The 12554-nt window shown below is 57.2% G+C and carries 7 protein-coding genes; 6 read left to right on the forward strand and 1 reads right to left on the reverse strand.

Annotated elements, in window-relative coordinates; all coding sequences use genetic code 11:
- Positions 1 to 17 precede the first annotated feature (17 nt).
- Positions 18 to 2315 carry an IPT/TIG domain-containing protein gene (locus tag RUDLU_RS27705; protein WP_169578051.1) on the forward strand — a complete coding sequence of 766 codons (2298 nt, stop codon included), beginning with the start codon at positions 18 to 20 and terminating at the stop codon, positions 2313 to 2315.
- A gap of 3 nt (positions 2316 to 2318) precedes the next feature.
- Here the strand turns inward: RUDLU_RS27705 and RUDLU_RS0117910 are convergent, their stop codons facing one another.
- The gene (locus RUDLU_RS0117910) at positions 2319 to 3335 is read right to left on the reverse strand and encodes a LacI family DNA-binding transcriptional regulator (RefSeq protein WP_027303180.1); all 1017 of its coding nucleotides are present in this window, start codon (positions 3333 to 3335) and stop codon (positions 2319 to 2321) included.
- A gap of 244 nt (positions 3336 to 3579) precedes the next feature.
- Here RUDLU_RS0117910 and RUDLU_RS0117915 point away from each other — a divergent pair, with 244 nt between their 5' ends.
- From RUDLU_RS0117915 to RUDLU_RS0117935, 5 genes are all read left to right on the forward strand, one after another.
- Positions 3580 to 4950: a Gfo/Idh/MocA family protein gene (locus RUDLU_RS0117915; RefSeq protein ID WP_019989789.1), complete on the forward strand. Its 1371-nt coding sequence runs from the start codon at positions 3580 to 3582 to the stop codon at positions 4948 to 4950.
- A 43-nt stretch (positions 4951 to 4993) separates the two neighbouring features.
- Positions 4994 to 7930 (forward strand): SusC/RagA family TonB-linked outer membrane protein, encoded by a 2937-nt coding sequence (locus RUDLU_RS0117920; RefSeq protein ID WP_019989790.1) that lies wholly within the window; start codon positions 4994 to 4996, stop codon positions 7928 to 7930.
- Positions 7931 to 7942: 12 nt separating this feature from the next.
- Positions 7943 to 9394: a RagB/SusD family nutrient uptake outer membrane protein gene (locus RUDLU_RS0117925; protein WP_019989791.1), complete on the forward strand. Its 1452-nt coding sequence runs from the start codon at positions 7943 to 7945 to the stop codon at positions 9392 to 9394.
- Between the two features lie 100 nt (positions 9395 to 9494).
- A complete protein-coding gene (locus RUDLU_RS0117930) occupies positions 9495 to 10865 on the forward strand; it encodes a DUF3472 domain-containing protein (RefSeq protein ID WP_245581686.1) in 1371 nt (456 codons plus the stop codon).
- Between the two features lie 327 nt (positions 10866 to 11192).
- Positions 11193 to 12353, forward strand: coding sequence for a mevalonate kinase family protein (locus RUDLU_RS0117935; protein ID WP_019989793.1), 1161 nt, complete (start codon positions 11193 to 11195; stop codon positions 12351 to 12353).
- Positions 12354 to 12554 lie beyond the last annotated feature (201 nt).

The raw sequence follows: 12554 nt of genomic DNA on the forward strand, positions 1-12554 counted from the left end.
GGGCTGCACCGAAACCAATGGGCTATTGGTATAGGCTGGTTTGGATGGGCCTTGTACTGATGGGTGCCCTGAGTGGGTGCCGGGTACAGAAATATCCGCCCGAACTAACGCAGGCGCTGCCATCCACCTCACCAATCGGGCAGGAGATCACGCTGACCGGTTACCAGTTTGGCGATGAACCAACCGTACACTTTGGCCGAGAAGGAACGTTTGTACAGGCGCAGGTAAGCGACGCCAACGATCAGGTTATCAAAGTAACGGTGCCACGAATGCCCATCGGCGCCACGCAGATACGGGTCACCAACGAGCAGGGCGTTACAGATCCGGTGGCTTTCACCGTCAATCAGCCCATGCCCGTGATTACCTCCATTACCCCAACCAACGCGTTGCCCGGAGAGCGGATCGTGATTCAGGGCGATTATCTGGATCAGTTACGCTGGGTGGGCTTCGGCGTAAACGGCGTCAATTCGGTTGAAAACGGGACTCCGCAGTCGATCACCGTGACGGTGCCAGCCGGGGTGACGCGCGGGCCGCAACAACTCGAAGTAGAAACCATAGGCGGTAGGGTATCCCGGCCGTTTCTGGTGGCGGGTGTTCCACAAATCACGTCGTTTGCTCCCCGGCGCCCCCGGCTTTCGGAGGAGGTAAGTGTGCAGGGACGTAACCTGCTCGATGGCGTTGTGCTGCTCAACGGCCTCCGAATGCCCCTCACCCGTAATACCGATACTGAACTCCGGTTTACTGTACCGGCCAATGCAACTTCGGGCCGTATTGCCGTAACCCTCTACGATCAGCTCACGGCTGTTTCGGCCGATACCTTGCTTCTGGCGTTAGTCCCCACCATCGACCCCGGTGGCTTTAGCATCACCGAGGGCGTCCGGGGCGATCGGCTGCTGATAACCGGCCGCAACCTGCGCGATGTTTCGTCGGTTACGTTGGGGGGCACACCCGCAACCTTTCGGGCGCTCAACGATACGCAACTGGAGGTGATTCTGCCCGAACGCCAGCAGGCAGGCAACGTGTTTCTGGCCCTGACAAACCTCGGAGGCAGTATCACCAGTACGCAGCCATTTCTGTACTACAACGCTCCGGCCGACCTGACGTTTTCGCCCACCCGCGCTATTCGGGGGCGCGAGATTGTGGTGAACGGACAGAGTTTGTTTCGGATTACGGGCGCAACCGTAAACGGACGGCCGGCCCCTATCACAAGCCGAATCGAAGGGTCGGAAGTGAAATTTGCGGTGCCGGCCGACGCGACTACCGGTCCCATTATGCTGACCAACCGGGCTGGTACAGCCACCAGCAGCCGCTCGCTTACGGTGGTACTTCGCCCTGTTATATCAACCTTTACCCAGAAGGCTATTGTGGGGAGCCGGGTAGTTCTGACCGGGGCTCACCTACTCAATGCACAGGTGTTTTTTACGGGTAGCCAGGGGGCGGCTCCGTCAGACGGCCGCAACACCGATAGCGAACTCTGGGTGAGGGTATCCAACGACGCCCAAACCGGCCCCATCCGGGTGGTCAACGAAGCGGGAGAAACGCTCACCACCTCCTTTACGGCTTTGCGGGCGCCGGCTGGTATTGCGTTTGGTCCCGACCGTGCCCGGCCGGGTACCGACATCACGGTTACGGGCTCCAACCTGACCGATGCCACGGAGGTGCGGTTTGGCAACGGACGGTCGTCGGCAGCCCGGTTCCGGGTGTCGGGGCAGTCGTTGATTGTCACCGTACCTGCTGATGCCACCGACGGCGCCATTTGCGTCACCAACGATGCCGGTACGGTCTGTTCGGTAGGTTCCTTCTTTGTGATTGCGCCCATCACCAATTTCACCTTTGCGCCCACCAGCAGCAGCGTGGGGGGCAGTATTACCATTACGGCCGCCAGCCTTCAGAGCGTGCGGGAGGTACGGTTCAACAATGGCCGGTCGTCGGCCGCACCGTTTCGGATGGTTGGGCAAACACTGGTGGTTACTGTACCGCCCGATGCGCAGACCGGACCGATCTGTCTGATAAACGATGGGGGCACAGGTTGTTCAACCCAGAACTTCACGCTTATTCCGCCCCCGGCCAACCTCGCCTTGTCGGTTACAGCGGCTGCCGTTGGGGCTGAAGTGATTATTACGGGTGCCAATTTGAGTACCACGCGCGAAGTGCGCTTTACCAATGGTCGGTCGTCGGCGGCTACTTTCCGGGTGTTGCCTACCACGCCAGCGTCTCTGTCGGTTACTGTCCCTACAGATGCCGCCAATGGCCCAATCTGTATCACCAACAGCGGGGGAGAGGGTTGTACGGCTGTTAGTTTTACGGTACGGTAGGTATCAGCAAATCCGCACCACCAAGTCGGGTTCGAGCATAACGCGCTGGAAAGCGGGGCCCGGCTCGTGGGTGCCTGACTCGGTGACCGACAGCAGAATCTCGACGGCCTTGCGGCCAATCTGGTACGGGTGTTGCTCTACCGACGCCAGGGGCGAATGATCCATGTAGGCTGTGAGCGGGAGGTTGGCAAAACTGACAAACGAGATGTCGGCGTTGATCTGAAGGCCCTGCTTGCGGCAAACCTGCATGGCGTCGAGGGCTACATAATCGTTGAACGCCAGCACCGCGTCGGGCCGGTGCGGGGTGCTGAGCAACTGCGCCATTTGCCGGGCCGTATCGTCGGGTGTCAGGTCGACGCGCTTGATCAGGGCGTTTTCTACCGGCAGGTTTTCTTCCAGCAAGGCCCGTACATAGCCCCGGTAGCGGTCTTCGCTGGCTACCAGGGGGTGCGGTCCGTTGATCAGGGCAATTCGCCGAAACCCCCGGCTTGCCAGCCACTTGGTAGCTTCGTAGGCCCCTTTTTCCATGTCACAGCCTACCTGATGGGTCTCGATCCGGGGCGGAATTCGGTCGAAGAGGACCACCGGAATCCGGCGGTCGAGCAGATTCTGGATATGGTCGAACTGCTGCGACTCCTTGGCCACCGACAGCATCACCCCATCGACCTGGTTGGCCGCCAGGACCGACAAAATCTGCCGTTCACGCTCAAACAGGTCGTGCGACTGGTACAGGGCCACGGTGTACTGATGTCCAAAGGCCAGCTCTTCTACGCCGTTGACGACTTCCGAAAAGAAATTCTCCCGGATTTCGGGGAGCACCATGGCAAACACCCCGGTTTTGCCCCGGCGCAGGTTACGGGCCGTGGTGCTCGGAAAATACTTGAGCTGACCCGCCAGCCGATGCACAGCCTCGCGGGTGGCCGGGCTGATCCGGGGGTTGTTTTGCAACGCCCGCGAAACCGTTGACGGAGAGATGTGTAACCGACGGGCAATCTCCTTAATTGTGATTGTTTCTTTCATCGAACGGCTGGTCCACGTATACAAAATACGTTTTGGGTGCCCAAACGCAAAAAAATCTCCTGTTTTGAGCAAACGATTGCACACCGTAGAGCAAACGTTTGCACAGGTACTACGGGTTAAATTAAACAGTTTTGGGCCGAATGTGACCTTTTAGGAGACAATTGAGGGGAGTAATTTTCAAAAAGTTTTAGCCGCCCCACGACCCAAACAGGGCGTGCGGTTTTCCCTTCAATCATCACCAGACATGACAACCTCCCGGCGTTCTTTTTTGCGTACGGCCGCCCTCAGTACGGCCGCCGTACCGTTTTTACCCGCCCTGACCGGGGCGGCCTCAGCCCAGGCACAACCCGCGGCCCTGTCGAAAGTTCGGCTCGGCTTTATCGGGGTCGGTTTACGCGGTCGTAGCCACCTGCAACAGGCGCTGTACCGGCCCGATGTAGAGATTACGGCACTCTGCGACATCTCGCCCGACGCAATTGCCCGCTCCAACGCTATGATCGAAAAGGCGGGTCGGAAGGCCCCCGTGGCTTACACGAAAGGCGATGAAGCGTACCTGGACATGCTCAAGCGCGACGACATCGACGGGGTGGTGATTTCAACACCCTGGGAGTGGCATACGCCGATGGCCGTGGCCACCATGAAAGCAGGTAAGTATGCCGGGCTGGAAGTATCGGCCACCGTAACGCTCAAAGAATCGTGGGATCTGGTGAATACCTACGAAAAAACGGGCTCGCACTGCATGTTGCTCGAAAACGTATGCTACCGGCGCGATGTAATGGCGATTCTGAATATGGTGCGTCAGGGTATGTTTGGCGAAATGACGTATACCCACTGTGGTTACGAGCATGATCTGCGCAACATTAAGTTCAACGATGGCAAAGGACATGGCGTAGGGGCTGAGTTTGGCAAAAACGCCTACTCAGAAGCGAGCTGGCGCACCCAGCATTCCGTAGATCGTAACGGCGATCTGTACCCGACTCACGGCCTCGGACCGGTGGCGCATTGGCTCAACATTAACCGGGGCAATCAGTTTGTGCGGCTTACCTCCATGGCCACCAAAAGCCGGGGGCTGCACCAATACGTGGTCGACAAGGGCGGCCCCAACCATCCCAACGCCAAGGTCAACTTCAAGCTGGGTGATGTGGTGACGACGATGGTAGAATGTGCCAACGGTGAAAACATCGTGATTATTCACGATACCAACTCGCCCCGGCCGTACTCACTTGGGTTCCGGGCGCAGGGTACTAAAGGAATCTGGATGGACGATGGCGACACCATCTATCTGGAAGGTATAAGTCCTAAACCGCACCAATGGGAGCCGTTTGGGCCATACGGCGAAAAATACGACCACCCACTCTGGAAACAGCACGCTCAAACCGCCCAGAATGCGGGCCACGGCGGTATCGACTTCTTTGTGCTGCGTGGATTCATTGAGGCCATCAAAAATCAGGTAGCGCCCCCCATCGACGTGTACGACGCGGCCGCCTGGAGTGCCATCAGCCCGCTGTCGGAAGAGAGTATTGCCAAAGGCAGCAAGCCGGTCGAGATTCCCGACTTTACGCGGGGTAAATGGAAAACCAATAAGCCCATTTTCGGCCTCAACGAAGTGTATTGATGTGCGCGTTTTTCGCTTCTGTCCACGTTTCAACCTATCCAATATGAAAAAAATGTATGCCTGCCTGCTCGTACTGTCGTTGGTTGTGATGACCCTGACAGCCTACGGGCAATCGCTCAGCCTGAGCGGAACCGTGCGCGACGATGCCGGTCAGCCCCTGCCGGGGGCAACGGTTGTGGTACGGGGCACCACCACCGGCACCACCACCAACGCCGAAGGTTCGTTTTCGATCCGGGTGCAGCCTTCCGATGTGCTCGAAATCAGTTCGATTGGGTTTCAGGGTACGACGGTCGCCGTCGACGGGCGCACCTCGGTGGAGATTTCGCTGAACCGGTCGACGGCTACCTTGGACGAGGTGGTCGTGTTGGGATACACCTCAACTACCCAGAAAAACCTGACCGGGGCGGCTCAGTCGGTTACGGCCAAGGACCTGAAAGACGTAACCGCCAACAATGTAGGGCAACTGCTTCAGGGCAAAGCGGCCGGGGTGTTTATCGGCAACAGTTCGGGCGACCCCCGCACCCCTCCGAAAGTGCTGGTGCGGGGTATTGGCACACTCACGGCGAGTTCAAATCCGCTGTATGTGGTGGATGGGGTGATCGGGGGGATTCCGAACCCAAGCGATATCGAAACCATTACGGTGCTGAAAGATGCCGCATCGACGGCCTTGTACGGAGCGCGGGCATCCAACGGCGTCATTGTCGTAACTACCCGCCGGGGAGCCGCCGGTAAAACCCGACTGTCGGCCCGGCTCAACAAAGGAATGGGTTATCTGAGCCTGGGGAATTTTGGCCTGCTCAATGGTACAGACCTGTACGCCCTGCAAAAAGGGGTATTTCAGCGCGACCGGCCCACGGCCAATGTCAACGATTATCTGCCCACGCCCGAAGCCAATGCCAACACCAACTGGTTCGATCTGGCGTTTCGGCCCGCTACCAACACGCTGGCTGAGTTGAGCGCGTCGGGTGGAAACGAAAAGACCCGCTTTTTCATGAGTGGCAACTACTATCAGGAGCAGGGGATTTTGAAAGGGACCGGCCTCGACCGGTTTGGGGGGCGGCTCAATTTCAGCCACAACGTGAGCGATAAATTTCGGGTGAGCATTAACACCTCAGGCCTGTACACACGTGGTTACGACGATAGCAACGGGGCTCTCTACGCAGCATACACCTACCTGCCCTACGATAGCCCCTACCTCGACGGGAAGCCGTATAACCCCGTAACCGGCGCGAAACGGTGGTACGGCCGCGACAACGCCAACTTTATCTACAACAGGCAGTTCAACACGTTTCGGGAGAACACCTTTGCGGGCGATGTACTGTTCAAGGCCGAATATGACCTGCTGCCGTGGCTCTCATTTTCGACCACCAACCGCGCACAAACCAGCTACTATGGCAGCGAGAGCAGCCAGGATTTGCGCGGCAACGCGGCTGCCGACGTACTCGGCCGGCTCTCGGACTACAGCAGCCGCGATTACAACCTGCTGACCTCCAACCTGTTTAAGTTCAAGCAGAGTTTTGCCGGTGGACATAGTATCGACGGTTTGGCGGGCTATGAGTTTCAGCGGTACTACTTTGAATCGCTGGGGGCTACGGGGAAGGGTATTTTCTCCGGCCTGAATATTCTGGATGCGACCTCGCAACCCGAAAGTATCAACGGCACCAAGACCGAGAATGCGTTTACGTCGTACCTGTTGCAAGCCAATTACGGCTACAATGAGAAGTATCTGGTAACGACCTCGTTCCGGCGCGATGGATCGTCGAAGTTCGGGCGTAACCGGCGCTTCGGTAACTTTTACGCCGTGGGTCTTACCTGGATTGCCTCGAACGAAGCCTTCCTGAGTAGCAATGCCACGCTCAACAACCTCAAATTCCGGCTTAGCTACGGAACCACAGGTAATGCCGATGGAATCAATGACTACGCAGCACAGGGTCTGTATAACCTGACAGGGCAGTACGCGGGTGTGCCCTCGGCCTTCCCTACCCGGATCGAGAATCCAAACCTCTCGTGGGAAGTCTCGAACAACGCCAACGTTGGGGTCGATGCTACCCTCTGGAACCGGCTCTCGGTAACGGTTGATCTGTATAACCGGCTTACCAACAATCTGCTGTTCAACCGGCCTTTGCAGGGTACAAGTGGGTATGCATTTATCACTGAAAACATCGGGGCGGTACGTAACCAGGGTCTCGAAGTGGTACTGTCGGCGGATATTCTCCAGAAAACGGCCCTCAAATGGCGCACCGAACTCAACGCAGGCCTGAACCGGAACCGGCTCATCAAACTGTACGGCGACCGCACATTGGTGGCCAACGGGCAACGTCCGTTTGCGCTCGATAAGCCGCTCAACAGCTGGTATATGCGCCGGTGGGCGGGCGTCGATGCCCCCACGGGCGACCCTCTCTGGGAGAAAGTCAATGCCGACGGATCGGTGGCGACTACCAACAATTACAACGAGGCCACGCTTCAGTTTATCGGCTCCAACGCCAATCCGAAACTGTTTGGTGGGGTACGTCAGGTGTTGAGCTGGAACAACTTTGAACTGAACGCTTTCTTCACCTACGCAGCCGGGGTAACGATCTACAACGGCGACCGCAACCTGTTCGACAACGACGGAGCCTACGACCGTTACAGCCTGATGGCCTTGCAGCCGGGCTGGAGCCGTTGGGAAAAGCCGGGCGATGTGGCTACGCACCCAAAATACGTGATTGGAGGCAACAAAAATGCTCAGCGCCCCTCGTCGCGCTTCCTCGAAAGCGGCAACTACCTCCGCCTGCGGAACATCAGCCTTAACTACGACGTGCCCAAAACCTGGCTACGCAGGGCCCGGCTCGAAGGGGTACGCCTGACGGCCTCAGCCGACAACCTGTTTACGGTCACCAAATTTTCGGGGATCGACCCCGACGTGACCGAGACGGGCGAAGTCGGAACGAAGTACCCCTTCAGCAAGAAATTTGTTTTTGGTGTTCAACTCAACTTTTAACCACTATCCCGTATGAACGCTTTATTTTCCCGGTTGGCAGGGCTAGGACTGGTCGTAATGATGAGTGCCTGTAGCATCGACAAAAAACCGTACAACGGTCTGCCCGAAGATGCCGTGCTGCAGAACGCGCAGGGCCTGCGGGCGGCAACCGATGGTAATTATATGTTTATCAAGGATTCGGATTACACCCGGAACCTGTATATCATGAATGAGTATCCCGGCGACAATGTCACGCTGAGCGGTACAACAACCGACCCTCTGTTTCTGACATATACCTACCGCCGAACCTCCGATCAGGGCAACGCGCTCCAGATTTACCGCAAAGGGTATCAGGCTATTGTGGGGTGTAACAAAGTGATTGGAGCGATTAAAGAAGGAAGCTCGAAAGAGCTGGATCAGATTCTGGGCGAAAACCTGTTTCTGCGGGCTATGGTGCATTTTGACCTGGTACGCCTGTTTGGTCGGCCCTATACCCAAAGCCCCGAAACCAATCTCGGCATTATCATCAAAACCGATACCAGAGCCGACGATAACGCCAGCCGTGCCACCGTAAAAGAAGTGTATGCGTTTGTAGTGAGCGAATTGCAGAAAGCCGCCCGGCTCATGACGGTGAACCGGACCAACAGCTACGCGAGTCCGGCAGCGGCCAATGCGCTGCTCTCGCGCGTGTACCTGTACATGAACGACAACGCCAACGCCATCAAATACGCCGATCTGGTGATTGCCGAGGGCCGCTTTGCGCTGGCCACGCCGACGCAGGTACCCGACTTTTATGCGGTGGAAAACGAGCAAAACAAAGAGATCATTTTTGCCATCAAGCATACGCTCAAAGACGACCGCACCTGGAGTTCCATCGGTTCGATGTACTACACCTCACCCGGCGGGGTGGGCTGGGGCGAAGTGTACGCATCGCAGGCCTTCCAGGATCTCGTCAACAAGTATCCCAACGACCAGCGCCGGTCGTATCTGGTACGGAAGCTGACAGCTCAGGGCGCGCAGGAGAAACGCAACGGCATTGATAAGGTGTACGTGACGAAATTCTCCAATCAGGCGGGCCTGCCCACGCTCAGCTCACCGGTTGTGTTGCGGCTTGCCGAACTATACCTGAATCGGGCCGAGGCTTACGCCAAACTGGGCGAATCGGCCAAGGCAATTGACGACGTAAACCTGATTCGCCGTCGGGCGGGCCTGAGTGGCACCGATCTCTACGCACCCACCGACCTGAAGGGCTTGCCCTCCGTGCTGGATGTGGTGTTGCAGGAGCGCCGGGTCGAGCTGGCGTTTGAAGGTCATCGCCCGTACGACCTGTTCCGTAATAACCGGAGCCTGGTTCGCAACTATCCCGGTTACCACAATACGGCCACTGGCCAGCAAACCGTGCCCCCCGACGATAAGCAGGTGGTGCATCTGGTACCCGAATCGGAGCTGGTGCTGAACAAAAACTTAAAGCAAAATCCCCTGTAACCTGATGTTTTACACCGGAGACCACTCGTCCACCTGGATGGGTGGTCTTTTTTTCGCCGGAAACCGTAGCTTAGAGCGGTTGTTTTACCAACCCATTCCCATGAGTCAAATGCATATTCCGTCTGCCCGGTTGCTCTGGGCCTGTCTCGTTAGTTTGTTGCTGACCACCACCTGTACCCTGTCGAAAGCACCGGAAGCCCTACCGACCGCGCCCGCCGACACCCTGGCTGTACGCGTGCCCCTTGGGGGCAATAGCTGGATTACGGGTGGGGAGAATCTGCCCGAAACCCTTACGGCCGAGGGACTGGCCAATTGGTCGAGTGCGGGCGCGGTGGTAGACACCTACGTCCGGTTCGGAAAAACCGGCCAGCTAACCCTCTCGGCCCGGCTCCGCGTGCCAACCGGCAAAAGCCGGATTCGGGTCACAGTTGGAGGGCAGTCGAAAGAATTTGATATAGCCGGAAGTGCCCTTGCCGAGCACCGGCTGGGCGAATGGCGTATCGAAACGTTATCCACGCCTGGCGTGGACTCGCCCGGCGGTTATGTGAAAATTAGCTTGCAGGGCGTGCGCAAAACGGGCGCTACCTACGCCGAGGTGACCCATTTGGGCATAGGCGGGGAAGTGGTGGATGGACAAACGGCCTTTGTGCGCAATAACGAAGGTAACTTTTATTACTGGGGTCGGCGGGGGCCATCGGTACACTTGCGCTATCCTGTACCGGCTGAGCAACCGGTGGAGTGGTTTTACAACGAAATCACCGTGCCTACAGGGAACGACGTTATTGGCTCGTATTACATGGCCAATGGCTTTGGCGAAGGCTACTTCGGAATGCAGGTGAACTCAGCCACGGAGCGCCGGATTCTGTTTTCGGTCTGGAGCCCGTTTCAGACCGACGACCCGAAGCAGATTCCCGAAAATCAGAAAATCCGACTTGACCGCAAAGGGCCGGACGTAGTCACCAACGAGTTTGGCAACGAGGGGTCGGGGGGGCAGAGTTTTCTGCGGTACAACTGGCAGGCGGGTCAAACCTATGCGTTTTTGCTGCGCGGCCAGCCCGGTACGGATGGCTACACCACGTACACAGCGTATTTCCGGCCGGTAGGGGTAGGCAGTTGGCAGCTGATTGCGAGCTTCCGGCGGCCTCAAACTAACACGTACCTCAAATCGCTCTATTCGTTTCTGGAGAATTTTGTGCCCAATACGGGCAACGTGCAGCGCGAAGCCGAGTTTGGCAATGCCTGGGCGCGCACCCGGGAGGGCCAATGGATTGAGCTGAACCAGGTTCAATTTACCGGCGACAACACGGCCCGCAAATCGTTTCGGATGGACTATGCCGGTGGTTTGAGCGCGTCGGGGCGGTTTTTCCTGCGGAACTGTGGTTTCTTTGATCGATACACCCCGTTGCGCTCCGATTTTACCCGCCCCGCCCGGTCAGTGGCTCCGGCTATCGATTGGGCGGCCTTACCGTAATGGCGCGGGGGGCTAGCTCCGCACGAGCCCGACAGTAAATTGTCTCGTCTATCTACTCTTTTGAAAAGCGAATTCGGGACTGAGTTTTCGGTATGGGTACTTACTGCAATACAAAGAATTGGCCCGCGGATGAAATAGGTTAAGCCGGTTTTCACGGATCTACTCATCGGCGTGAATTCGTTAAATCGGCGTTATCCGCGTTCAGTTGACATCGGTTGGCTACGTCAATCGCTTGATTGTATAGGTTGTTCAGTACTCAGGCCAGAAACTAAAAACCAAAAACTACGTAAACCATCTGGTAGTGAAGCTGCCAAATACCTTGCAGGTATGATACATAACCAAGCTATTTCTGTTTCGACCCCCGGCCGTATTTGCCTTTTTGGCGAACATCAGGACTATCTGGGGCTTCCTGTGATTGCCGCAGCCATTTCCTGCCGGATTCAAATCAATGCCGAGCGAATCAACCAACCCACGGTTCACCTCGAACTGCCTGATATTGGCAGTCAGGAAGTGTTTAGCCTTTCCGAACTTCCTTTGCCGTATCAGCATGACCGGGACTATTTCCGGAGTGCCATCAACGTGCTGCTGCGCGAGGGATTTCAGTTTGGGCATGGTCTGGCGGGCGAGGTACGCGGCCGAATTCCGATCAACGCGGGTACGTCGAGTTCGTCGGCCCTGTTGATTTCGTGGCTCAACGTGCTGACCCAACTCGCCGACAACCCACGCGAGCTGTCGGCCCGCCAACTCGCCGAATTGGCCTACCGGGCCGAGGTGCTTGAGTTTGGCGAACCCGGCGGTATGATGGACCATTATGCAACGGCCGTGGGTGGGGTTATCTACCTCGAATCGCAACCGGCTATCCGGCTCGAAACCTACAAACCGGCACTGGGTGCTTTTGTATTGGGCGATTCACAGGAGCCGAAAGATACTATCGGGATACTGGGCCGCGTGAAGTACGGGATGTTGCGGATTGCTAAACAACTGACCGAGTTGAACCCGGCTTTCTCGCTGCATACCACCCAATTGACCCAGGTGACCGAGTTTAAAGATGTGCTCCCCAAAGACGATTACATGTTGCTGAAAGGCACCCTCTCAAACCGTGATATTCTGCGGCAGGCATTGAGTCTGATTCGGGCGTCGGAGCAAACGGGCATCCCGCTCGATCATGCGCGGCTGGGTCAACTGCTTACCGAACACCACGCCAACCTGCGCGATGCCCAGCGAATTTCGACACCCAAAATCGACCGGATGCTCGATGCCGCTTTGGCAGCCGGTGCGCTGGGGGGCAAAATCAACGGTTCAGGTGGGGGCGGCTGCATGTTTGCGTATGCGCCGGGCGACGTTTCGCTCGGCGGAGCGGATAGCGATCCATTAGCGACGGCTCGTCGGGTGGCTGAGGCCATCGAGCGTGAAGGTGGCCGGGCCTACATTGTGTCGGTTGATGAAGGCACGGTTCGCCACCAGTTGGCTACCAGCACGGCGTTGTAAGAAAGCGATTTAACTAAAAAAAGGCCCGGTACGGAGCTTTACCACCCCCTAGCCCCCTCCTGAAAAACAGGAGGGGGAATCTTACCAGACTACCAAAGAGCCTTAGAACTTCCCTTCTGTTGGTCAAATTTGACGTTCTTTCCACCCCCTCCTTAGTTCAAGGAGGGGGTGGTCAACAAAAAGGCCCGGTACGGAGCAGAT

It is taken from the genome of Rudanella lutea DSM 19387 (assembly GCF_000383955.1).
Classification (GTDB): Bacteria; Bacteroidota; Bacteroidia; order Cytophagales; family Spirosomataceae; genus Rudanella; species Rudanella lutea.

Excerpts from the sequence above, each read along its gene's own strand:
- RUDLU_RS27705 (WP_169578051.1), top strand. The coding sequence starts at position 18 with ATGGGCTATTGGTATAGGCTGGTTTGGATGGGCCTTGTACTGATGGGT.
- RUDLU_RS0117910 (WP_027303180.1), bottom strand. The coding sequence starts at position 3,335 with ATGAAAGAAACAATCACAATTAAGGAGATTGCCCGTCGGTTACACATC.
- RUDLU_RS0117915 (WP_019989789.1), top strand. The coding sequence starts at position 3,580 with ATGACAACCTCCCGGCGTTCTTTTTTGCGTACGGCCGCCCTCAGTACG.
- RUDLU_RS0117920 (WP_019989790.1), top strand. The coding sequence starts at position 4,994 with ATGAAAAAAATGTATGCCTGCCTGCTCGTACTGTCGTTGGTTGTGATG.
- RUDLU_RS0117925 (WP_019989791.1), top strand. The coding sequence starts at position 7,943 with ATGAACGCTTTATTTTCCCGGTTGGCAGGGCTAGGACTGGTCGTAATG.
- RUDLU_RS0117930 (WP_245581686.1), top strand. The coding sequence starts at position 9,495 with ATGAGTCAAATGCATATTCCGTCTGCCCGGTTGCTCTGGGCCTGTCTC.
- RUDLU_RS0117935 (WP_019989793.1), top strand. The coding sequence starts at position 11,193 with ATGATACATAACCAAGCTATTTCTGTTTCGACCCCCGGCCGTATTTGC.